This window comes from Microbulbifer pacificus (assembly GCF_033723955.1).
Lineage (GTDB): Bacteria > Pseudomonadota > Gammaproteobacteria > Pseudomonadales > Cellvibrionaceae > Microbulbifer > Microbulbifer pacificus.
This window is the reverse complement of record NZ_CP137555.1, coordinates 2066827-2090000: the sequence shown is the minus strand read 5'-3', so window position 1 is coordinate 2090000 and position 23174 is coordinate 2066827. Positions and strand designations below refer to the sequence as shown.

Below are 23174 nucleotides of genomic sequence, written 5' to 3'. Positions count from 1 at the left end.
CTGGTAACCGAAGCTGCGGATGCTCTTTATGGGCATGGTAGAGGAGCGTTCTGTAAGCCGTTGAAGGTGAACTGTGAGGTTTGCTGGAGGTATCAGAAGTGCGAATGCTGACATGAGTAACGACAAGGGGGGTGAAAAACCTCCCCGCCGGAAGACCAAGGGTTCCTGTCCAACGCTAATCGGGACAGGGTTAGTCGGCCCCTAAGGCGAGGGCGAAAGCCGTAGTCGATGGGAAACAGGTTAATATTCCTGTACTTGCAATTGCTGCGATGGAGTGACGGAGAAGGCTAGGCCAGCATGGCGATTGGTTGTCCATGTTTAAGGTCGTAGGCTGGGGGATTAGGCAAATCCGGTCCCCTAAGGCTGAGAACTGATGACGAAGCTTACTTCGGTAAGTGAAGTGGTTGATGCCCTGCTTCCAGGAAAAACTTCTAAGCTTCAGGCAATTGCGAACCGTACTCTAAACCGACACAGGTGGTCAGGTAGAGAATACCAAGGCGCTTGAGAGAACTCTGGTGAAGGAACTAGGCAAAATGGTACCGTAACTTCGGGAGAAGGTACGCCGGTTTTGGTGATGGGACTTGCTCCTTAAGCTGAGGCCGGTCGAAGTGACCAGGTGGCTGCGACTGTTTATTAAAAACATAGCACTCTGCAAACACGTAAGTGGACGTATAGGGTGTGACGCCTGCCCGGTGCCGGAAGGTTAATTGATGGGGTTAGCGTAAGCGAAGCTCTTGATCGAAGCCCCGGTAAACGGCGGCCGTAACTATAACGGTCCTAAGGTAGCGAAATTCCTTGTCGGGTAAGTTCCGACCTGCACGAATGGCGTAACGATGGCCACGCTGTCTCCACCAGAGACTCAGTGAAATTGAAATCGCTGTTAAGATGCAGTGTACCCGCGGCTAGACGGAAAGACCCCGTGAACCTTTACTATAGCTTTGCACTGAACTTTGAGCCTACTTGTGTAGGATAGGTGGGAGGCTTTGAAGCAGGAACGCCAGTTCCTGTGGAGCCATCCTTGAAATACCACCCTGGTATGTTTGAGGTTCTAACTCTGGTCCATTATCTGGATCGAGGACAGTGTATGGTGGGTAGTTTGACTGGGGCGGTCTCCTCCCAAAGAGTAACGGAGGAGTACGAAGGTGCACTCAGCATGGTCGGAAATCATGCAATGAGCATAATGGTATAAGTGCGCTTGACTGCGAGTCAGACATGACGAGCAGGTACGAAAGTAGGTCATAGTGATCCGGTGGTTCTGTATGGAAGGGCCATCGCTCAACGGATAAAAGGTACTCCGGGGATAACAGGCTGATACCGCCCAAGAGTTCACATCGACGGCGGTGTTTGGCACCTCGATGTCGGCTCATCACATCCTGGGGCTGAAGCCGGTCCCAAGGGTATGGCTGTTCGCCATTTAAAGTGGTACGCGAGCTGGGTTTAGAACGTCGTGAGACAGTTCGGTCCCTATCTGCCGTGGGCGTTGGAGATTTGAGAAGAGTTGCTCCTAGTACGAGAGGACCGGAGTGAACGAACCTCTGGTGTTCCGGTTGTCACGCCAGTGGCATTGCCGGGTAGCTATGTTCGGACGGGATAACCGCTGAAAGCATCTAAGCGGGAAGCCTCCTTCAAGATGAGATCTCCCTGAGACTTCGAGTCTCCTAAAGGGCCGTGGAAGACTACCACGTTGATAGGCTGGGTGTGGAAGCGTTGTGAGGCGTTGAGCTAACCAGTACTAATTGCCCGTGCGGCTTGACCATACAACAGAGATGGTTACTAACGATTGAATTGGGTTGTGGCCCAAGAGACACACAAGCAAGATCGACTTGCGGTGTATTACTACAGAATGTTTCACCGATTAATTTGGGGTTATCGCGGTCCGAAGAGACCAGGCAAACAGCGATAACAGGTAGCGCAGGGCAACAATCGCCCATAAGACCAACGCCAACCCAAGCCAGTTTGCCTGACGACAATAGAGTTGTGGAACCACCTGATCCCTTGCCGAACTCAGAAGTGAAACGCAACATCGCCGATGGTAGTGTGGGGCTTCCCCATGTGAGAGTAGGTCATCGTCAGGTTTTAATTCAAAGGCCCAGTCGCTTACGCGGCTGGGCCTTTTTCTTTTTTGCTGTTTTAAAAAAAGGGCCAACCAAAAGACGGCCCTGTTTAATTACGCAATCGAAAATATCCACTATCGCGTCGTTAATATCAGCGCTCTTTCCATTATCCGTCGACGCTTTTTTGAACGTTCGGTGTAAGTGAGTAACCACGCCGCTCATCGTTGATATCCCTAGCTTATCCCCAGCTCTATCCATGATATCTGTGGGCAACTGAAGCGCTGCTTTCAGCAAGTCGATTTATCTACAGGCGCCGCATGGATAAAAGTGGCATATCGCTGCGTACGCGCTTAAGTTTTTCTGCATCCAGTGTTGCGGTAATCACTGCTTCACCCTCGCCGGCTTCGGCAAGAATTTCACCCCAGGGATCAATGATTGCTGAATGGCCCCAGGTGCGTCTTTTCGGTGAATGCTGTCCACCCTGACCTGCGGCGATGACAAAACAGCCATTTTCAATTGCTCGCGCACGCAGCAGCGTCATCCAGTGCGCCTGGCCAGTGGTATGTGTAAATGCGGCCGGCACGGTGAATATTTCTGCTCCGGCCATGGCCATCTGTCGATAGAGCTCCGGGAACCGGAGATCAAAACAGATACTCAGACCGAGCGTGCCCCAAGGCGTAGGCGAAACACAGCTGTAATCCCCGGGTTCAATGCTGTTGGATTCGCGATAGCTGCGAGCAGCATCTGCTACATCAACGTCGAACAGGTGTATCTTGTCGTAGCGGCTGCGCAGAACGCCCTGATCGTCGTAAAGCAAACATGCAGAACGGGAACGCCTATCGGCCGTCGCTATGCCATCCGGGCGCTGCCGCAGTGGAATGGCACCGGACGCGATCCAAATCCCAAGGTCTCTAGCCCAGGTCGTTAACGCACGTTGAATGGGGTGATGTTGATCGTCCGCATCTACTTCAGCGACAAATGATTCAGCCACGGAGTAACTCCCCCTGTCGGAGAGATGCGCGAAATTTTCCGGCAGTAACACCAGTTTTGCACCGCGCTCTGCTGCCTGCTGTAACAGGTCAGATGCGCGCGCAAGGTTTTCATACAGATCGTCACCGCTGACCATCTGCACTGCGCCCACACAAACATCTTCCAAATGGAATCCCCTCCCGCTAGTCCTGATCGGACAGTAATAATTATTTTTGCTGGCCCGTGCCTACCTGGTAGACGAATTTAAGCCAGAAATAATCTCCCTCTGTGGTGTTTGTGCTGTCCAGCTGCGGTAGCCAGCGGAATTCCACCAGAATGTTGTCTTTTCCTTTTGGCAGAACATAGCCGATGACCGGTCCGATGCCCACTGTTTCCTGACGGAACGCGCCCACAAAACGGCCTGTATGCTTGTCATCGCTGACCTGATTTCCCCAGAACGCGTTGAAGCCGAGCGTTAAAAAGCCGCTTCCCGCTTTAATCATCTGCTGCACGCTGCCATCAATGTGGAATAGGCGACCACTGCGGTAGTCGGTGTCCGAGTTTTCTTGATTTAGGGTTATGCCGGTAAACATTGTCGCGTTGAAACCCGACTCCTGATTTGCGTATGCAATTCCGAAGGTCGGGTCTGCCGACCAGTAATTGAGGCCCGGATTCGCCAGTCGCCCGGTTTCGTAATCACCCGTCGGCGCGTGGACCGGCAACAGAGCGTTGTACTGCCAGTTACCATCTACCCATCCCAGCATTACCGGGATGAGTGTGGTATCTCCGAGGCCGGAGGCCGAATCTGACCGGCGAATACTGCCCAACGGGCTGTCGAGACTTGCGGACACATCCACCGAAATCCAAGAAAGGTACGCGCCGATCGAGTATTTCGCACCGAGTACGGGAGACTCAAAGGTATAGAGCGCACCGGGCACCACGCTGTCGATGGTGACATCTACGCCCGCTGTGACCAGCCCGGCAATGGGTACACGTGCGCCCGCGCTGAAGTCACCCTCGTAGTGCAGGTACATCGGTTCAAATACCCACCCGGTCTGCAGCGGCGCACGATCGATAAGTGTCGCCGCGGTGCCGGGCACGTAGTATCCGATCCCACCCTCGGTCGCATGCACCGATGCGCTCAGCCCAACAAGCGCTGCCGCCAGCAGGCTCGCTCCCGTTAGCGAAAACAGTCCGAAGCTGGCACGCAATCTGTCTCTGTTCACGCGATGTCCCTTCTACATTTACCTGGTTTGCATCTAAAGAGTTTAGAAGCCTCTGGCTTGTGGCAATCCGGATATATCGGCTGCTAGAGCAGCGGAAGGTGGGACTGGCGACATTCATGCAGCCGGTCAGGATGGAATCTCACACAGAAGTGTGAATCCAGCATCTCTGTCGGATAGGTTGGTGGTAAGGTTGGCAGTTGAATTAACGCAACTTGGAGTCAATCTATGTCCGGCATATTACCAGGGCAATGCGTACGCCAGTTTCTCGCCATATTCACCATCGTCTTCTCAGTCGTCACAACCGCCAAGGCTGAATCTGCTGCAGAACAACTACATGCAATTATCGACGACCACTGGCAGTACAGTCTGCGGGAGGACCCGATCACTGCCGGGCGTATGGGCGAGCAGGGGTATAACAATCGGCTGCCGGGCGTGGCGCCAGAAGATCGCGCCCGTCGCCTGAAGGCAGAGCAGGCATTGCTCGCACGCCTGAGCAAGGTTGATGCATCCAGGTTGACTGAATCAGACCGGGTCAATCTCGAGCTGCTCAGCTGGGTGCTCAACAATTCCATTGAAGGTAATGAACTGTTCCTGGACCGTATTCCGTTCAACACTTTTTACAGCTTCTGGAGTGCAGCACTTGATGCCAGCAACGGTCTGTCGATGCCGAAGGTATCGGACTATGAGGACTATATTGCGCGCATCAAGGATTTCGGCCGCTACTTTGATCAGAACCTGGCGAATATGCGCGTCGGCATCAACGATGGGTTTGTGCTGCCGAAAATCGTGGTTGAGGGCATCGCGCCTACGGTGCGCGCGCAGGTTTACAGTGATCCCACCAAAAGCAGCCTATACGAACCTTTCAAAATTTTCCCGGAGTCCTTTTCCAAAAAGGATCAACAACGACTTCAGCGAGAGGGCGCAGCGGCGATCAAGGATCACGCGATTCCCGCTTTCGGCCGCGTGGCAACCTTTCTCGAAGGCGACTACATGAAGGCCGCCACCGAGTCACTCGCCGCAGAGGACTTACCCGGTGGCAAGGACTACTACCGCCACGCTATCCGTACCTATGTAACCCTGGATATGGACCCGGCGGAAATCCACAAAACCGGTCTGGCGGAAGTGAAGCGCATCCGCGATGAAATGAATGCGCTGATCAAGAAGACCGGGTTCAACGGCAGCTTTGACGAGTTCACCGAGTTCCTGCGCACCGATCCCCAGTTTTATGCGAAAACCCCGCGGGATCTGCTCAAGGAAGCTTCATTCATTGCAAAATCCATCGACTACCGCCTGCCCGAATTTTTTGGCAAGCTGCCGCGCCTGCCCTATGGGGTGGTGCCGGTCCCGGCTGAGATCGCACCAAATTACACTACTGCGTCCTACAACCCTGCGGCCGTAGGCGGTACGCGCGGTGGCGCCTACTGGGTGAATACCTATGCACTCGACCAGCGCCCGCTGTATGAATTGGTGGCGTTGACGTTGCATGAATCGGTACCCGGACACCACCTTCAGGGGGCGCTGTCGCTGGAGCTGGAGAATGTGCCCGATTTTCGCCGCAACCTCTATCTGAGCGCCTATGGTGAGGGCTGGGGACTGTATTCCGAGCGTCTCGGCGAAGAGATGGGCGTATACGAAAATGACTACCAGCGCTTCGGCCGCCTGAGCTACGAAATGTGGCGCGCCTGCCGCCTGGTCATCGATACCGGTATTCACTCCCAAGGCTGGACCCGCCAGCAGGCACTGGATTTCCTCGCCGACAATACATCCCTGTCACAAGCGAATGTGCGCGCAGAGGTAGACCGCTACATCTCGTGGCCGGGGCAGGCGCTGTCATACAAAATGGGGGAAATCAAGATTCGCGAACTGAGAGCCAAAGCAGAATCGGAGCTGGGCAACCAGTTTGATCTGCGTAAATTCCATGATGCCTTGCTCGCAAATGGTGCATTGCCGTTATCGATGCTCGAGCAGGAAATGAACCGCTTTACTCGCCAGCAAAAAAATTGATCCCCCTCCGCCCCGGTATCCACGCCGGGGCGATTTCTCCTCGTCCGCTCACCATTTCACTTCACCCCAAAACAGCATCACCGAATTATTACCGGACAAGTGTCTGGCACATTTGTTGCCTCTACCCCAGTAATCCTATCGCCGGGAGTCAATGCTGGTAATGGTTGCCCTGCCGTCGGGATGCTACGCATCAATGTAGAAAATTTTGTACATAAAAAGGGGAAGGGGCTATGGCGAGCAACTCAAAATCCGCGGCATATTTACTGGCAATTTCCAGTGCACTGACCGCATATCCAACCATCGCTGCACAAGACAACGCATCCACCGGGGAAATGGAAGAGATCGTAGTTCAGGCCAAGCGCACCTCTCAGGCAGACCTCGCGATCGGCGAAGACAAAGTCAGCAATACGGTCGGCGTGACACGCGAGGAGTTACTCTCGGCACCGGCGGGCATCTCTGGATTGAAAATGCTCGAAAGCCTGCCGGGATTCAATGTGCAGACCGATGGCGCATTAGGTTTATATGAGTTCGGCAACTCGGTTCAGGTGCGGGCATTCAGCCTCGCGCAGATGGGATTTGTGCTGGACAGTATACCGATGGGTCGTTCTGATGCCTTCGGCGGCAGCCCGATTTTCCGCTACGTGGATAACGAGAATCTGGCATCGGTACTGGCGTCTCCCGGTGCAGGGGACGTATCCATGCCCAGTTACGCATCACTCGGCCCCATTGTTTCATACAGCTCGATGGACCCTGCAGACGAAATGGGTGGAGTGGTTTCGCTCACCTCTGGTGACGACAACCTGATGCGCAGCTTTGTGCGTTTGGAGACCGGTAAGATCGGCGGTTTTTCTGCCTACGTCAGTCGCTCAAAAACCGACAGCGACCTGTGGCGTGGTCCGGGTACCATTGACCGTGAACATATCGAAGGCAAAGCGAAATACGAATTTGACGAAGACACCTATGTAAAAGCCAGTTTCATCAGCAATGACTTCTATGATTACGATTCGCCGTCCGGTCTCGAAAGCCAATTCGATGCGAATTACTACTACGCGTATCTGAGCGCGATCCCGGAGGGTTGTAATAACCCGATGCCCGGTGTCTACGACTTCAATGGTGACGGCACCGTCGACGATCAGGACTTTACCCCGGTCAATACTGGCAGCAACTGCACCCAGTACTACGAAGACCGCGTCAACATCCGTGACGACAAGCTCTACTCTGTGTCTCTCTCCACCGATCTCGCCACCGATGTTTACCTGAATTCCACCTGGTACTACGAAGACAAAGCGGGCTACGGTGTATCTCCAGACAGCTATGGCTATTCTTTGTCCGTCTACAACCGCCAGGCAGCGGCAGGACTGGACGTGGTCCACCCGCGCGGGGTGCAATATGGCTACTCCGGTGTCGGTGGTGAACGGCAGGGGCTAGTCACCGGTATTGAGTGGCATCTGGGCCAGCACAAGCTGGAGGTTGGCAGCTGGTTCGAGGACGAAACCTACAATCGCAGCCAGCTGCGCTACAACAAAACCGGCGGCAGTGCCGATGGCAGCGTGATCAAGGACGAAGTGGCCTATTATCGCCGCAACTACACCAGCACTCGGGACACCATGCAGCTGTATCTGAAAGACACCATCGCCCTGCTGGACGAACGCCTCAGCGTCGAGCTTGGAGCCAAAGCGCTCACTATCGACTACGCCCTCAAGGGGTATCGGGATTTCGCCGACTATGAAATCAACGGCATGCCTGGTTATGGTCCGCAGTCTGTCGGTGCAAAATATTCAGACAACTTTATGCCGATGGTTGGTGCGGTATACAACCTGAATGATACCGACCAGCTGTTCGGTTCCGTGTCGGAAAACTTCGCATTGCCAAAAGGCGCAGACGATATTTTTTCCATCGCTACAAGTTTTGAAGCACCGGCACCGAAAGGAGAGACCGCAGAAAATATTGAAATCGGCTATCGCACCAGCCGTGCGCACTACAACGGTGCCGTATCCATGTACTACACCAGCTTCGACAACCGCCTGGTCGCGGGCAACGTGCTGAACCCGGCCACCGGTGAGCCCGAAGCTTTCTACACCAACGTTGGAGAAACCAGCGCCTGGGGTGTCGAGTTGTCTGGTGTGTATATGCCGGCACTGTTTAACGACGCACTCTACTTCAACGCCAACCTGAGTTATAACAATGCCGAGCTGTCCGACGGCTTTGGGATTAACCCGGCCGGAAGTAAGCTCGCAGACAGCCCTGAATGGCTGTTTACCGGTGGTGTAACCTGGGAGCCGACCGAATGGATGGTCGCCAACTTCTCCCTCAAATATACCGGCAAGCGCTATGCGGATTACGCAGAAATGTTTGAGATGGATGATTACACCACCGCCAGTGCCTATGTGGACATCAGTGGCGAAGCAGTGGGTCTGAGCAACGCCAATCTGCGCCTGAACCTCGACAACGTATTCAATGCCGAAGTGATGTCATTTGTGTATGCCGGTTCTCCGTATTACCGTCCACTGAGCCCGCGTACTTTCCAGGGCACTGTGACCTACAGTTTCTAAGCAGGAGAAAAGAATGCTAAAAAAATTAAATCTCGCACTGTGCATTTCAGGTGCGCTGCTGGCCGGCTGCTCGCCGGAGTCTCAAGAGCCAAAAGAAGAGTTAAAGGCCGAGGCGGTAGGTAGTGAAAGTGTCGATCTGGAGACGCGACACAGGCGCCTGCTCACCATGGACACTCATGTCGATATCGATGTTAGCAATTTCACCGCCGATCACAACTACACCGAGGACCTGCAGACCCAGGTCGATCTGGACAAGCTGGAACAGGGTGGGCTGGATGCTGTCTGGTTCAGTATCTACACCGGCCAGGGGGAGCTAAGTGAAGAGGGGTACGCGGCAGCGCTGGAGAATGCGCGGGCCAAGTTCGATGCCGTACATCGCCTGACCGAAGAAATTGCCCCGGACCGCATTGGTCTGGCGACCACCACCGCACAGGTGCGTGAACTGATCGCAAACGGCAAGCTGGCGGCGTTGATGGGCGTGGAAAACGCTTACCCGCTGGGCACCGATCTCAGCCTGGTACAGGAGTTTTACGATCGCGGTGCGCGCTATATGTCACTGTCGCACAACGGCCACAGCCAGTTTGCCGATTCCAATACCGGTGAAAGCGACGGGGTGTGGCTGTACAACGGACTCAGTGATCTGGGGCGCGAGCTGGTCGGGGAAATGAACCGGGTCGGAATCATCATCGACCTGTCGCACCCCTCCAAGGCCGCCAACCTGGAAACCCTGCGCCTGACCAAGGCGCCGGTGATTGCATCCCACTCTTCCGCCAGAGCCCTGAATGATGTCAGCCGCAACCTGGATGACGAAGAGCTGATGGCGATCAAGGAAAACGGTGGTGTGGTCCAGACCGTGGCCTTTGCGTCCTATCTCAATACCGAAAAATACGATGCCTGGAAAGCAAAAGCGTTTGAGGTAATGGGAAGGGAAGCCGAGAAAAACGGTTTCAAAATGCTGGACTGGGAGGCAGTAGGGCAGCTCGACAGTGACGCCCGACACGATTACATGGCCGGCTTCATGAAGCTGCGCGCACAGGTGGCGCCCATGGTGGAAAAAGAAGTGGATCCGCTGGTGCCGCCGGTGAATGTGCAGGACTTCGTTGACCACATCGATTACCTGGTGAAAAAAATCGGTATCGAGCACGTGGGTATCAGCTCCGATTTCGACGGCGGTGGCGGTGTCGCCGGTTGGAATGACGCATCGCAAACGGCCTCCGTGACCGAGGAATTGCTGAAGCGCCAGTACACGGATGAAGAAATCGCCCAGCTTTGGAGCGGCAATCTGATGCGGGTAATGGACGAAGTACAGGCGGTGGCGGCTTCGCTGCAAGCCGCTGAAGCGAAGACCGAGGGCTAAAGGCCCCCGTAGGCGGTCCCTAGCCCTGTGAACCAGCAGTCCCGACGATGGCGGGGCTGCTGGAATTTCCCCGCTGCAGGACGTGGCCGGTAACTTCCGAATCCCCTGAGCGCCAACTCTAAATCGAATGATTTATCCCAAATTATTCGATTTTTCCCCGCCGCCCCCGGTCGTATAGTCCCGCTATTCCATTTTTAGCGAGGACGGCAACATGCTTTATCTACGGCGCGCCGACGAGCGCGGCAGAGCAAACTTCGGCTGGCTCGATTCCCGTCATACCTTTTCATTCGGCCACTATTACGACCCGAAACATATGGGGATTTCCGCGCTGCGGGTGATCAATGACGATACCGTTGCCGCCGGTGCGGGCTTTGGCACCCACGGCCACAGGGATATGGAAATCATCTCCTATGTGCTTGCGGGTGCCATTGAACACAAGGACAGCATGGGCAACCAGTTTGTGGTGCCCGCCGGTGAAGTGCAGCGCATGACGGCGGGAACCGGGATTACTCACTCCGAGTACAACCACTCAAAGACTGAGCCCCTCAAGTTCCTGCAAATATGGATTATCCCCAACCAGCGCAACCTGCAACCGGGCTACGAACAGAAAGCGATCGAACAAAAAGGTAACTTGACTCCGCTGGTGACCCCGGATGGTCGTGACGGATCATTGACCGTGCATCAGGATGCAGGCCTCTACCGAGTGCAGTTGAATACTGGTGATGCCCAGGCACTGGAAACGACAGATGGCGTTGGCTACCTGCATGTCATCGAGGGTGAGGTGTACGCCAATGGCACAGCACTGGGCGCTGGTGATGGCCTAGGTACCATCGACGAACCGTTAACCCTGCGTGCAGGCGACAAAGGTGTGACCGCACTCTGGTTTGACCTGCCGCGCCGGGTGGAGCGGCGCGGCTAGCAAGATTTGGCTTGCGGGTCGGCAGACACGATAGCCCAGGAAGAAGCGCGCTTCGTGTGGAAAAAGTAACCAACTATTTCTGCTACCACTTCGCCACGTGCAAAAAGCTCGACTAGCACACGGAAGAGAAAGATTTTTCCGTGCATTTTGGTCTGTCGCAAACGCCCTTAAACAAAGCTTGTACACTGTTTCTATCGGGATGGCGGTAGGGGACCTGCCCATGTCCGGGATGCCGCCGGTCACTTTGCCGTTTCGCCCATCCCATGTTTTCACACTGAGTGCCGATAAATAGGAGAAAACTAGATGAGAGGTACTCGGAACGTCTGGCGCACACCAAAGGCTGGTGCAATCAGTAACTTGAAAATGGTGCAAGAGGTTCTCGATGTACCGGATCTGGAAAAAGTCCGGATCGAAGTAAAATCCGTGGGTTTGAACTTCGCGGATATCTTCGCGTTAACCGGACTTTACTCCGCCACACCCGAAGGCAGCTTTATTCCCGGCCTTGAATTTTCCGGTGTGGTCGACGAGATTGGAGCTTCAGCAAATACACAATTCAAGGTAGGCGACCGAGTCTACGGCTGCACCCGTTTTGGTGGTTACACAAATTGCGTGGACGTATTGCCACAGCATTGCCGCAAAATTCCAGAAGGCTGGAGCTTTTCTGAAGCGGCCGCCTTTCCTGCACAGAGCCTCACCGCCTTTTATGCGCTGTCCGAACTGGGTGCATTGAAACCCGGGCAAGTGGTTTTGATCCACAGTGCCGCCGGCGGCGTCGGCTTGCAGGCAATGCGCATGGTTAAAAGGTTGGGCGGGGTGCCCATCGGTACCGTGGGCTCGGTTGCGAAACAGCAGTTTCTCTCCGCGCAGGGCTTTAATGAAGTCATTGTCCGCGGCAAAAATTTTGCGGTGCAGCTGAAGACGCAACTCGCCGGCAGACCGCTGCACATGGTCCTCGATGGAATCGGGGGTGAAATCCAGAAACGCTCGTTTGCGGCCCTGGCGCCAACCGGACGGTTGATCGTATTCGGAGCAGCGGAGTTTACCCCGGGCGATAAGCCCAACTGGTGGAAAGCCGCCTGGCTGTATCTGAAGCGCCCCCGTTACGACGTGATGGATATGATCAGCACTAACAAATCGGTAATGGCGTTCAACCTGATCTGGCTGTGGCAGGAACAGGCATTGTTTGATCAGCTGCTGACGGGGTGTGCGAACCTGAATTTACCGGCGCCGTTTGTCGGGCGGGAATTTGCGTTTGCTCAGGCCCACGACGCAATTGAACATCTGCGCAGTGGTCAGTCAGTGGGCAAGGTCGTTCTTACGCTCGATTGAAACAAGCAAACTTACGCTCTTGCCTAGCGCGTTCGATAGGGCACCACACCCTGAATATTACCGCCCGGGGCGTAATTACAGGTCACAATGGTCCTGATGCGCCCTTCCGGGCAGCGGTACACACCGCAACCCACCGCGCGCGATACTTTTTTTCCGTTTTCAATGGTGTCGATCGTATTCCAGATCAGCTGGCTGTAGTGCCCGGTTTTCATTACCTTGAAGGGCTGATAGCGATAGTCGCGCGCTTCCGCGGCCCACGCCGCCACTGCCTGCGTCAGTGCGTCGGTGTCCGACAGGGTGGCGGTGGCATAGAAAATATTCTCGCCGACCCAGGCGTGCGCCGCATTACCACCATTGGCGATGAAGTGCTCCCGCCGCTGACTGTTGTGCCCGGGGCGTCTGCCGCACTAGGCTGCAGACCAGTTGTGGGCAGTGCGTGCCAGCGCCTGGTCGTAGACCAGCATTGCCACCGGAGGTGTGGGTATGGGGCTGTTGGGAAGTCGCCCGGCGTTCAGGTCCCTGCGTACTTGGTTGTGCAGTTCCAGTGCGAGGCAGTCTGATGGTTGCGCACAATCGCTGCCCAGCACACACGCGGGGAATGCAAAAGTGAGCAACATGGTTAGCGGCAAACAGTGAATACGGTTTCCAATCACGTTTTTGCCCCGCTGCGGTCTATACGAATGTCCCGGTATTCTATTGCCGAAATTTATCGACTCCACATCTACAGGGAATCGAGATAACGGCTTCCCCCCAGCTGCCTTACCTGTTTGTTGATGGCCACTGCACGACTCTGCACATAGGCCGACGGACGTCTTGCGGACATCTGCTTGGGATTCGGCAGTACCGCTGCCAGCAGGCCCGATTGCCAGCGTGTGAGCTGTTGGGACGACGTGCCGAAAAACTGGCGCGCTGCGGCCTCGGCTCCGTACACACCCTCGCCGAACTCCGCAATATTCAGGTACACCTCGAGGATGCGCTCCTTGGGCCAGAGGATTTCCAGCAACAGAGTAAACCAGGCTTCCAGAGCTTTGCGCAGATAGCTGCGTCCGTTCCAAAGAAACAGGTTCTTGGCGGTCTGCTGGGTGATGGTGCTGGCACCGCGGGTGCGCTTGCGCTTTTCGCTGAGCGCCTTTTGCAGCGATCCGATGTCAAAGCCAAAGTGCTGCGGAAACTTCTGGTCTTCCGCCGCAATCACCGCCATCTGCAAATTGGTAGAAATCTTCTCCAGCGGTTGCCAGGTCTGGTGTGCCTTGCGACCGCTCTGTTGCTGCCACGACTGAATTACCATGGAAGAGGGTGGGTCGATCCAGCGCAGTAGTAGAACCAGCAGTGCCGTCGCCAATACAAAGGTGGCGCCGAGCCAGAGAGAGATGCTGATTGAGCGCTTCAGAAGCTTGGGCATGGGGGAACAACCGGGCTTGTGTATAAGTAGTGTGTATATTCATTGGAAGTTGGGACAGTCACAGCACCTAAAGGTTGCTTGACGGCGCGGCAGCGAGTGTCGGCGGTGGGGAGCTGATGTTATCTGCTAGCTGACGCAATTTCGACCGCTGTCGCAAGAAAGACGGGGTTGCTGGTCTGCGGCGTGATATCCAGTAGATATTCACAGGTCTGTCCCGAGAAGCTGTGGGCAAACCGGATGTGGATAACTGCCAGAAACTTATACACTCAGTGTGCCGGGGTTCGCTGGGCTGTCACAACTTCCCTCTAGGCTGGGCGATCAAATTTATCAACAGGGACTCCGGTGTGAACCAATTTACCCGACGCAATTTCATCAGGGCTGCACTTGCCACCACCGGCAGTGTAGTGGTCTCAACACCGCTGCAGGCCATGAGCCGTCCGCAGCTGCCGTCGGAGGTGACCTTCGAGCACGGCGTGGCCAGCGGCGATCCGCTGCAGGATGCGGTGATCCTGTGGACTCGCGCAACGCCGGCGGCAGCTACCGAGCCCGTCGGGCCGACAAAGGTGACCTGGGAGCTGTCCAGCGACCCGGAATTCAAAAAAGTCCTACGCCGCGGCGGGGCGGAAACCGACCTCGCACGGGATTTCACGGTAAAGATCGACGTCCAGGGTCTGCAGCCGAACACCGCGTACTACTACCGCTTTATCGGTGCCAGCGAGCAGAGTCCGGTGGGGCGTACCAAGACGCTGCCGCCGAAGGGCATCGAGCAGGTGAAACTGGCGATATTTTCCTGCTCCAACTACCCGGCGGGTTACTTCAACGCCTACCAGCTGGCGGCAGCCAGTGAGGACTGGGATGCGGTGCTGCACCTCGGCGATTACATCTACGAGTACGGCACCGGCGGCTACGCCACCGAGCGCTCGGCGGAAATCGGCCGTGCACTGCCGGAAGACAACCGCGGCGAACTCTATACCCTCACCGACTACCGCAAGCGCTACGCCCTCTACCGCACCGATGCCGGCCTGCGAGCGCTGCACGCGGCAGCGCCGTTTATCGCAGTGTGGGATGACCACGAAATCAGCAATGACACCTGGAAAGCCGGAGCGCAGAACCACAGCGAAGACGAGGGCGATTTCTTCGCCCGCCGCGCCGCCGCGGTCCAGGCCTACTACGAATGGCTGCCGATCCGCCCGCCCATGGGCGAGCGCAATCCACAGATCTACCGCAGCTTTAGCTTCGGCGACCTGCTGGACCTGCACATGCTGGATACCCGGGTGATCGGCCGCGACCAGCAGCTGGATTTCAAGCGCTATATGGACAGTGAAGGCAACTTCGACGGCCGCGCCTTCAGCGCCGCCATGGCAGACCCGGACCGCTCACTGCTGGGCAAACCACAGCTGCATTGGTTGCAGGAAACGCTCGCCGCATCCACCGGCCACTGGCAGTTGCTGGGGCAACAGGTGCTGATGGGCAAGATACACCTGCCGGTGGAAATGATGACCAGTTTCTACCGGGGCGGCAGTCAGGATCGCACCGCGGAGCTGGTCGGACTCAAGGCCGCCAGCCTTCAGGGCAAGCCGATTACCGACATTCAGCGCGCGCGCCTCGAGCAGGTGGTCCCGTATAACCTCGACGCTTGGGACGGCTACGCCGTAGAGCGTGAAGTCCTGTACCAGCGTATACAGGGGCTGAAAAAAAATATGGTGGTGGTGGCCGGGGATACCCACAACGCCTGGTACAGCCACCTGAAAGATGCCGCGGGACAAATGGTGGGGGTGGAGTTCGCAACCCCCAGCGTGACCTCACCGGGCATGGAAAGCTACCTGAAAATGGAGGAGAAAGCGGCGATGGAGATGGCCGCGGGCATGCCGATACTGGTGGACGAGCTGCAGTACTGCAACCTGCACCAGCGCGGCTATATGGCGCTGACCTTCCGCCGCAATGCAGTGCAGGCGGATTGGAAATATGTGGATAACATCCGCAGCAGCGAGTTTGTGGAAGTGGCGCGCCACAGTGTTACCTATAAACTGCGTTGACCTACATTTACCTGCTCGATATTAGCGGTGATTCCACTCGCGGCATTAGCTGATTTGCGACGGGTAGTGAAGGTTGATCCAAAAACGGTACTTCCTAAATTATTCAATTTCCACAATTAACGGATAGTGGTCGGATAAAAAATCCGTTGTTTCATCGACGACCACTTCTGCTTTGCGGGAATGTTCTGCCCAAACCGTATTGGCAAAGACAAAATCGATTCGTTCAGATTTTTTGGCCGATTTCGATCTGGCGTCCGGTGCGCCATCGGTAAAGACGAGGGTGGGGAAGGAACGCTTATGGTCAGGGCGATGTTTGTGCACCAGGTCTACAAACCCGTTTCGCTCGAACTGCTCCACCACATCAAAGTAAACGTAGCCCAGCTTGGGCATCGTATCCAGATAGGACTTGTCGCGGGCGGAGTGGGTATTGAAGTCCCCGGCAATCAATACTTTTTCGCCCTTTTCGACGAGCCCCTTTGCCAGTTCAATGATGTCATTTGGTTCCTTTTCTTCCTTGGGCCAGAAGTGCACTGCGAAGACATTTACTCCGTGGGTCTTCGCCTGAATATGTCCGTGGTGGTAGAACCAGAAGGGTTTCGCAATTACCTCGATCTCGGCGCTGGAAGTAATCCCCACCGGGAAGCCCCAGGGCTTCAGTACCGAGACGTACTCGTGCCCCCAGGACGTGGCGATTTCGCGAAGTTCCTTTTCACTGATGCCGTTGAGTTCCTGAAAGGTGACGATGTCCGGCCTTTTATCGGCAATCCAGCGCTGGAACTCCGGAATTTTTTCGCCCTTGTGGAACCCGAGCCAGACATTGTAGTTCAGCGCCCTGATCGGCGTATCGGAGGCGGCGCCTGTTGAATAGAGCAGGGCGAGGGTCAGAAAAAGTATAGTTGTAGAGCGCATGGTGATTTTCGATATAGCACAGGCCGGTGTGGCATGGGGTAGCTCCGATAAAAATGCAGACTTTTAAAATTCTGAATTTTTATCGGATTTGTGCGCCGGATAATAGACGTGTATTGATACCGCGGTATGACAGTTTTGATACACCTCAATGGCCACATTGCGCACGTCAGGGCGGTACAGGGGTTTAGCAATTGGCAACTTTGGGGGTGAGAAAACAGCATAGAACTGCCATAGTCGTCACCCAAAGGACAAGGGGAGCGGCCATCGATGCCAGACAAGCAATCAATGCAAGACGAGCAGCCCATGCAAAAGGAGCAACGCTCAACCTTGGCCAGCGCTGCCGAGGATGTCCAAAGCGCGGCCTCAGGCTATGTGTGTGATCTCAGCACGAACAATGCCTATCGTCTGGCCTATGACGATCCGTGTTTCATGCTGCGTGACGAGGCGCGCGCGGTACGCCTGATGCTGGAGTGGATGAAGGCGGATCAGTTGTTGCAGGACAAGGGCGTAGCAGCCACCGTGGTGTTTTTCGGCAGCGCGCGTGAGCCGGAACGCCCGGCGGGCGGTACGCGCTATTACGCCGCAGCGCGGGAGTTGGCGCAGCGGGTGGCTGCCCACGGTGAAAATAATCCGCAGGCGCGGGTTACCGTGGTCACAGGCGGCGGTCCCGGCATCATGGAGGCGGCCAATCGCGGCGCCGCCGATGCCAACGCAGTCAACGGGGGATTCAATATCGTGCTGCCACACGAGCAGCGCCCCAATCCCTACATCACCCCCGAACTCAATTTCCAGTTTCATTACTTCGCGCTGCGCAAAATGCACCTTATGGCGCGTGCTCGGGCGCTGGTGTGCTTCCCTGGCGGGTACGGGACTCTGGACGAGCTGTTTGAGATTCTCACGCTGATACAGACACGCAAGGCGCAGGGCGTTGCGGTGATCCTGTATGGGCGGGACTTCTGGCAGCGTCTGATCGATTTCGATTTTCTGGTCGAGCAGGGTTATATCTCAGCGGGCGATAAGGAACTCTTCCACATGGTGGACTCGGTCGACGAGGGCTTCGCGCTACTCGAGGCGCATCTGGGGTGGGCTACTTAGCCGGTCACCACATCGACACGTATCCTGCCCGACCATTAAAGGCCGGGCAGGATTAGTGCCCGGGGATTACTTACAGGGTCTTCAGGTATTCAATAATCGCCAACCGCTCGTGGTCGGTCAGCACGCTGTTGAACTCGTGGCCTTCGTTGCCGTGGCTGAACAGCAGCGTGTTGTAGATCTTGCGATCTTCCATCTGCTTCATGGTCAGCGTCGGCGGGAAGAAGATGTTCCAGGTCAGGATCAGGTTGCCGAAGATATCGTCGAGAATTTCCTGCGCCAGTGGCGTTTGATGCTTGTCATTGGGATCGCAGGTGCGGAAAGGCGATACCGAGGGATTCCAGAACGAGCGCCATTCGCAATCGATGGCATCGTATTCCCAGCCCATTTTTGTCGCATCGTAGGCAGAACCCAGTTTGGTGTCGTAACCCATCAGCACATTGCCGTTGTTGTACCAGGGGTTGGCAATTTTGTTGTTGGACACGCGGCGCCACAGCGGTTCGCGATCGGACGGCTTGAGGATTTCCCACACGTTCGGGATCGAGCCGTTGTGCATATACGGCGCGCTCGCCCATACCCCATACAGCGGCGGTGCCAGGTAGCCCAGCTCGCGATCGCCGCGCAGCCGCTCCTGGTTCTGCGGGCCGCAATCCTGATCGGTGCCCTTGGTAGGTGGATAGCCGAAGAAATTCACCGAGCCCGCGCGCTGCATGCCCTCGTTGTTGGTTTCCCAGCGCACCGAGTCGGTGCCGATGATTTCCTGCGGAACGATGTAAGACGCAATGCCTTCCAGCACCGGGCTGGCAAGGTATTCGGGATTGTTCACATAGCGCGGCGCGTAGGCGCCGTGACAGCCGGCACAACTGCCGTTGCCCTCCGGGCGGCGAACGGTGTTGTTGCGCTCCGGAGCCCACATATCCAGCTCGTGGAACAGCACAGCACCTTCCTCGGCCAGTGCGGTATTAACGGTGCCTGGGTACTTCGGAGCCTTGAGGGTTTCAATCCAGGCGTTGATGGGCGGTCCGTTATCGCGCATGTATTTTTGGCCGGCATCGCTCAGGGGACCGAGAATTTCCCCAAACAGGCCGAAGAACGGGGTGTAGAACACCTGGTCGATGCGCGGTGCATCCGCGGGGAACATGCCATCGACAAATTTCACTGGACGGTGACCCAGGTTCCACCACGCTGGAGTATCCATACTGGCGGTGGAGCCGGAGGTGATCAGGTCCACTGCATCCCGTGCGGAATACAGCCCCTGGTCCGGAAAAATAAATGCGAGGTTCACGTCGCTGGCGTTGTTGGTGCCGCGGGTGTGGCTCAGGTTGGCGAGCGTGGCGACGGAGGCGAGATAGCCCTGTGGCAGTGCATCGCGCAAGAATAGATCAAGGTCCGCCAGCGAACTGCCGCCGCCCAAGGTGGCTTTACCGTCGACGCCACCACTGTGGCAAGCGTGACAGGTTACACCGATACGGCCGGTCCAGGTGCCGTCGGGGTAGCGCATCTGTGTGAACATCAGCGGCAACTGGCCGGAACCGCCGTTGGTGAGGTTAGGGTTTTCCCCGGCGAGAGGGTAGGGGTTACGCTTTTCCCCGAGCACCGATCCGTAGCGCTCTGCCACCAGCTGATCGAACTTCGCCGGCTTCGAGTTGTAACCACCCCAGGATTGCCACAGGTCGCGATACTGATCGGGCAGCAGGGTGGAAATACCGAGCGCCGCTTCGATGGTGTAGGGGTCGGTACCGGCAAACAGCGCACCGACACCGGGAGAGCCACCAGTCAGCAAGCGCTCACCAAGGTCAAAGCGCTCACGCAGTTCGCCGCAAGTCGTGGCCGCGCCGACTTCCTGCACTGCTTCCGGATCCACGTGGCAATTCTTGTAATAGGCATTGAAGTGCACCGCGCGGCCATCGCTGATGCCTTCCTGGATGAACGAGCGCGGATCTTCCGGCAGTTCGGTATCGTCCGCCTTGCCGTAACAGAAATCCCACACCGCCCAGCCGCCATTGCTGCTACCGAGCAGGGCATTGGGGTCGTAATCGGCGGGGCGGTTATACACTCCGTGTGGTGTGGAATACGCACTTGGGTCGTAGTAGGGATCGTCATACTCTGTATCCGTGCCGGTGTAGGCAAGGGATTCCAGGGAAGACAGGGTTAACAGGGACGCGAGCAGCGCGGTTCTTAGTGTCGAACCACCTCTGGGCGCGACAGGTCTAGTTATTGTCGGGGTTGGCTCCACCATGGCATCAGGCTCTCCTTTATCATCGCTTGTAAATTGGCAGGCCTACTACCGCACACGCGGACTGCCGCTTACCACAGCTGCTGTTAGCAATAGCGCCGGGGTATATTCTTGTGGACGAAACTTGAATTATTTTTTTGGTAAATAGGCGGGTAAGCTAAAGAATTCGAGAGCAGAGAGAATCGTCGGATCGGACGATTTTTTAAGATCGTCCATGCGGGGAGTAGATGGCGAGCAAAAAATTGTGCGTCGGTGCTCGTTTGCCTGAGGGATCGCGCGCCTGTAATTAAATATCCCATACAAGGATTTATTAGTGAAAACGATTGGGTTGCTTGGAGGTATGAGCTGGGAATCAACCGCAAGCTATTACAGTGCGCTCAATAAAGCGGTGAACGAAGCTCTCGGTGGGTTGCACTCGGCCAGGATCTGTCTGCACAGCGTGGATTTCGCTGAAATCGAACAACTACAACATGAAAATCGCTGGGATGAGGCGGCGAAACTTCTCTGTCGTGCAGCACAGTCCGTCGAGGCCGGCGGTGCGGATTTTCTTCTGATCTGTACCAACACCATGCACAAGGTGGCGGAAGAAATCGAATCCTCAATTGCCATCCCGCTCTTGCATATCGCCGACGCCACGGCGGAACAGCTGGTTGCCGATGGTGTAAAGAGTGTCGGGTTGATTGGCACACGATTCACCATGGAGCAGGATTTCTACAAGGGGCGGGTTTCCGAAAAATATGGAATCGACGTCATGGTTCCCGACGAGGAAGAGCAATGCCTGATTCACAAGGTGATTTATACGGAGCTCTGCCTTGGTGAAATAAGCGATGATTCGCGGGAAAAATATCTGGAAATCATTGGCAGCCTCCATGCGCGCGGTGCCGAAGCCGTGATTCTCGGGTGTACCGAGATCGCGTTGCTGGTGCAGCAAAAGCACACGCAGGTACCGCTTTACGACACTACGCAGATTCACGCCGACAAAGCGGTAAAACTGGCCATCGACCAATCCTGATACGACCCGGCCCCTAGGGGGGAGGAGGACCGGGCACCGGATAGTTGTTATTGGTAGCCGTGGGGGATTGCGCCCCACCGACGAATAACAACCCGAGTGAATCCCAGCCATGCGAACCTTCCCATCGCCTCCTTGGTCCAGCGCCATCAACCATACCGCACGACAACTGGCCTCGGTGGCGGCGCTGGCATTCGGCCTGTGTGGCGCGGCCCACGGGCTGTGCCCAGCGCAGTCCGATGCGACTCCGGTAGCGCCGATCCAGCTCAACCAGCAGGGCGAGTTTGTGCCCGAGTGGGCCAAGTCCGCGATCTGGTACCAGATTTTCCCCGAGCGCTTCCGCAATGGCGACCCCGACAACGACCCGAAAGTGACCGATCTCGCGGGTTCGGATCCGCAGGAGCCGGTGGCGCACTGGTCCGTACATCCCTGGGGCAGTGACTGGTATGAACTGCAGGAGTACGAGCAGAAAAATGGCGATAAGGAACTGTGGAAACATCTGCTGCGCCGGCGCTACGGCGGCGATCTGCAGGGGGTGATCGACAAGCTGGATTACCTGCAGGAACTGGGGATCAATGCGATCTACCTGAACCCGGTATTCGACTCGCCCTCGCTGCACAAATACGACGGTGCCAGCTACCACCATATTGATCCTAACTTCGGTCCCGATCCCGAGGGCGACCGCCGCCTGATGGCGACGGAAAAACCCATCGATCCCTCCACCTGGGTCTGGACCAAGGCGGATGAGCTGGCGCTGGAGCTGATCCAGAAGGCGCACAGCAAGGGCATCCGCGTGATCTTTGACGGTGTGTTCAATCACATGGGGATCAACAGTTTCGCGTTTCAGGATCTGAAGAAGAACCAGCATGCTTCGCCCTACAAAGACTGGTTTACCGTAACCTCGTGGGACGATGACAAGGCCGGTACCGGCTTCGATTACGAAGGCTGGTTCGGGGTCAAGTCGCTGCCCGAGTTTGCCGAAGATGTTAACGGCCTCGCCGACGGCCCGAAAAACTATGTATTCGCCGCGACCGAGCGCTGGATGAACCCGAAAGGCAAGGGCCGTGAGCACGGCATCGATGGGTGGCGCCTGGACGTGGCATATTGTGTAGGACACCGTTTCTGGAAGCAGTGGCGGGAGCACGTCAAAACCATCAATCCGGATGCCTATCTGACTGCAGAAATTGTCGATACCCCGGACAAGGTAAAGCCCTATCTGCAGGGCGATGAATTCGATGGCGAGATGAATTACAACTTCGCGTTCAGCAGTGCCGAGTTTTTCTTCCACCCCAAAGCGTCCCGCATCAGCGCCAGTGAATTTGACCGCGAGCTTGCGCGGCTGCGCACCCTGTATCCCAAAGGTGTGGCCTACGTGACCCAGAATCTGTTCGGCAGCCACGATTCCAACCGCATCGGCTCGCACATCGTCAATCGCGGCATCGGCAATTTCCGCGAGTGGGGTAAATACTTCAATACCTCCCAGGCTGCGGGCAACCCCGAGTATCAGGTACGCAAGCCCAACGACCACGAGCGCCAGTTACAGAAATTGTTTGCGATCTTCCAGCTGACCTATGTGGGCGCGCCGATGATTTATTACGGCGATGAAGTGGGTATGTGGGGTGCCAACGATCCGGATGACCGCAAGCCCATGGTGTGGGCCGATATCGATTATGCGGATGAGGTATACAACCCGGACGGCAGCAAAAGAAAACCAGACAGCGTCGCGGTAGATAAAGACCTGCTGGCACACTACCGGGAGTTGAGCAAAATTCGCGGGCAGTATGACGCCCTGCGCGTTGGCGAATACCGGACCATTCTCGCGGATGACGACAGGGATGTATTTGCCTTCGAGCGACATTATCAGGGCCAGCAATTGTGGATCGTGCTGAACAATCACGATACCGCCCAGCGGATTGAGCTGGATATCGACGCATCGACAGCGGCTGCAGTCGACCTGCTGAGCGGAGAGCGCTTTGAGCCGACGTCCGGAAAGCTGAGCCTGCCGCTAAACGGCAAATGGGGTAGGGTATTGGCACTGAGCGCCCCTTGAGGCGCTCCTTGTCTACCCTGGTCCAGGTGA

17 protein-coding genes and 2 rRNA genes (1 of these 19 running past the window's edge) are annotated in these 23174 nt (G+C 56.2%); 11 read left to right on the top strand and 8 right to left on the bottom strand.

Annotated features, from left to right (window positions below; translation table 11 throughout):
- Positions 1-1757, top strand: a 23S ribosomal RNA gene (locus tag R5R33_RS09020); it begins 1129 nt to the left of the window's first position.
- A 202-nt stretch (positions 1758-1959) separates the two neighbouring features.
- Positions 1960-2075, top strand: a 5S ribosomal RNA gene (gene rrf / locus R5R33_RS09015).
- 6 nt (positions 2076-2081) lie between these two features.
- Here the strand turns inward: rrf and R5R33_RS09010 are convergent.
- Genes R5R33_RS09010 through R5R33_RS09000 form a run of 3 tightly spaced genes read right to left on the bottom strand, consistent with a single transcriptional unit; the run spans position 2082 to position 4249 of the window.
- Positions 2082-2348 carry a hypothetical protein gene (locus tag R5R33_RS09010; protein WP_318955686.1) on the bottom strand — a complete coding sequence of 89 codons (267 nt, stop codon included), beginning with the start codon at positions 2346-2348 and terminating at the stop codon, positions 2082-2084.
- A gap of 10 nt (positions 2349-2358) precedes the next feature.
- On the bottom strand, positions 2359-3210 hold the full coding sequence (locus R5R33_RS09005) for a carbon-nitrogen hydrolase family protein (protein WP_318955685.1): 852 nt from the start codon (positions 3208-3210) through the stop codon (positions 2359-2361).
- A 40-nt stretch (positions 3211-3250) separates the two neighbouring features.
- Entirely contained in the window at positions 3251-4249 is a 999-nt protein-coding gene (locus R5R33_RS09000) for a SphA family protein (protein ID WP_318955684.1), read from the bottom strand.
- Positions 4250-4474: 225 nt separating this feature from the next.
- Between R5R33_RS09000 and R5R33_RS08995 the strand changes: the two genes are divergently transcribed.
- The 5 genes from R5R33_RS08995 (at position 4475) to R5R33_RS08975 (ending at position 12410) form a co-directional block, all read left to right on the top strand.
- Complete coding sequence (locus tag R5R33_RS08995) at positions 4475-6253, top strand: DUF885 domain-containing protein (RefSeq protein WP_318955683.1); 1779 nt, start codon at positions 4475-4477, stop codon at positions 6251-6253.
- A 230-nt stretch (positions 6254-6483) separates the two neighbouring features.
- On the top strand, positions 6484-8805 hold the full coding sequence (locus tag R5R33_RS08990; RefSeq protein ID WP_318955682.1) for a TonB-dependent receptor: 2322 nt from the start codon (positions 6484-6486) through the stop codon (positions 8803-8805).
- 13 nt (positions 8806-8818) lie between these two features.
- Positions 8819-10162, top strand: a complete 1344-nt coding sequence (locus tag R5R33_RS08985) for a dipeptidase (protein ID WP_318955681.1) — start codon at positions 8819-8821, stop codon at positions 10160-10162.
- A gap of 211 nt (positions 10163-10373) precedes the next feature.
- Positions 10374-11081, top strand: a complete 708-nt coding sequence (locus R5R33_RS08980; RefSeq protein ID WP_318955680.1) for a pirin family protein — start codon at positions 10374-10376, stop codon at positions 11079-11081.
- A gap of 303 nt (positions 11082-11384) precedes the next feature.
- Positions 11385-12410 carry an alcohol dehydrogenase catalytic domain-containing protein gene (locus R5R33_RS08975; RefSeq protein ID WP_318955679.1) on the top strand — a complete coding sequence of 342 codons (1026 nt, stop codon included), beginning with the start codon at positions 11385-11387 and terminating at the stop codon, positions 12408-12410.
- Positions 12411-12433: 23 nt separating this feature from the next.
- Here the strand turns inward: R5R33_RS08975 and R5R33_RS08970 are convergent, their stop codons facing one another.
- From R5R33_RS08970 to mtgA, 3 genes are all read right to left on the bottom strand, one after another.
- Positions 12434-12676 carry a CAP domain-containing protein gene (locus R5R33_RS08970; protein WP_404810392.1) on the bottom strand — a complete coding sequence of 81 codons (243 nt, stop codon included), beginning with the start codon at positions 12674-12676 and terminating at the stop codon, positions 12434-12436.
- A gap of 141 nt (positions 12677-12817) precedes the next feature.
- The gene (locus R5R33_RS08965) at positions 12818-13027 is read right to left on the bottom strand and encodes a CAP domain-containing protein (protein WP_318955678.1); all 210 of its coding nucleotides are present in this window, start codon (positions 13025-13027) and stop codon (positions 12818-12820) included.
- A 104-nt stretch (positions 13028-13131) separates the two neighbouring features.
- Positions 13132-13812, bottom strand: a complete 681-nt coding sequence (gene mtgA / locus R5R33_RS08960; protein WP_318955677.1) for a monofunctional biosynthetic peptidoglycan transglycosylase — start codon at positions 13810-13812, stop codon at positions 13132-13134.
- Positions 13813-14156: 344 nt separating this feature from the next.
- On the opposite strand from mtgA, the gene R5R33_RS08955 reads away from it, so the two are divergent.
- Positions 14157-15848 (top strand): alkaline phosphatase D family protein, encoded by a 1692-nt coding sequence (locus R5R33_RS08955; protein WP_318955676.1) that lies wholly within the window; start codon positions 14157-14159, stop codon positions 15846-15848.
- Between the two features lie 99 nt (positions 15849-15947).
- On the opposite strand, the gene R5R33_RS08950 is transcribed toward R5R33_RS08955, so the two are convergent.
- Positions 15948-16757: an endonuclease/exonuclease/phosphatase family protein gene (locus R5R33_RS08950; protein ID WP_318955675.1), complete on the bottom strand. Its 810-nt coding sequence runs from the start codon at positions 16755-16757 to the stop codon at positions 15948-15950.
- Positions 16758-17060: 303 nt separating this feature from the next.
- Between R5R33_RS08950 and R5R33_RS08945 the strand changes: the two genes are divergently transcribed.
- Positions 17061-17852: an LOG family protein gene (locus tag R5R33_RS08945; RefSeq protein WP_318955674.1), complete on the top strand. Its 792-nt coding sequence runs from the start codon at positions 17061-17063 to the stop codon at positions 17850-17852.
- A gap of 70 nt (positions 17853-17922) precedes the next feature.
- Here R5R33_RS08945 and roxB read toward each other — a convergent pair whose 3' ends face one another.
- Positions 17923-20088, bottom strand: coding sequence for a rubber dioxygenase RoxB (gene roxB / locus R5R33_RS08940; protein WP_318955673.1), 2166 nt, complete (start codon positions 20086-20088; stop codon positions 17923-17925).
- 310 nt (positions 20089-20398) lie between these two features.
- Between roxB and R5R33_RS08935 the strand changes: the two genes are divergently transcribed.
- Both R5R33_RS08935 and R5R33_RS08930 read left to right on the top strand, forming a co-directional pair.
- Positions 20399-21097 carry an aspartate/glutamate racemase family protein gene (locus R5R33_RS08935; RefSeq protein ID WP_318955672.1) on the top strand — a complete coding sequence of 233 codons (699 nt, stop codon included), beginning with the start codon at positions 20399-20401 and terminating at the stop codon, positions 21095-21097.
- Positions 21098-21206: 109 nt separating this feature from the next.
- Positions 21207-23144, top strand: a complete 1938-nt coding sequence (locus tag R5R33_RS08930) for a glycoside hydrolase family 13 protein (RefSeq protein ID WP_318955671.1) — start codon at positions 21207-21209, stop codon at positions 23142-23144.
- Positions 23145-23174: the final 30 nt, after the last annotated feature.

Bases quoted from the DNA above. Each gene is read 5' to 3' on its own strand.
- R5R33_RS08995 (WP_318955683.1), top strand. From the start codon at position 4,475: ATGTCCGGCATATTACCAGGGCAATGCGTACGCCAGTTTCTCGCCATA.
- R5R33_RS08990 (WP_318955682.1), top strand. From the start codon at position 6,484: ATGGCGAGCAACTCAAAATCCGCGGCATATTTACTGGCAATTTCCAGT.
- R5R33_RS08985 (WP_318955681.1), top strand. From the start codon at position 8,819: ATGCTAAAAAAATTAAATCTCGCACTGTGCATTTCAGGTGCGCTGCTG.
- R5R33_RS08980 (WP_318955680.1), top strand. From the start codon at position 10,374: ATGCTTTATCTACGGCGCGCCGACGAGCGCGGCAGAGCAAACTTCGGC.
- R5R33_RS08975 (WP_318955679.1), top strand. From the start codon at position 11,385: ATGAGAGGTACTCGGAACGTCTGGCGCACACCAAAGGCTGGTGCAATC.
- R5R33_RS08965 (WP_318955678.1), bottom strand. From the start codon at position 13,027: ATGTTGCTCACTTTTGCATTCCCCGCGTGTGTGCTGGGCAGCGATTGT.
- mtgA (WP_318955677.1), bottom strand. From the start codon at position 13,812: ATGCCCAAGCTTCTGAAGCGCTCAATCAGCATCTCTCTCTGGCTCGGC.
- R5R33_RS08950 (WP_318955675.1), bottom strand. From the start codon at position 16,757: ATGCGCTCTACAACTATACTTTTTCTGACCCTCGCCCTGCTCTATTCA.
- R5R33_RS08945 (WP_318955674.1), top strand. From the start codon at position 17,061: ATGCAAAAGGAGCAACGCTCAACCTTGGCCAGCGCTGCCGAGGATGTC.
- roxB (WP_318955673.1), bottom strand. From the start codon at position 20,088: ATGGTGGAGCCAACCCCGACAATAACTAGACCTGTCGCGCCCAGAGGT.
- R5R33_RS08930 (WP_318955671.1), top strand. From the start codon at position 21,207: ATGCGAACCTTCCCATCGCCTCCTTGGTCCAGCGCCATCAACCATACC.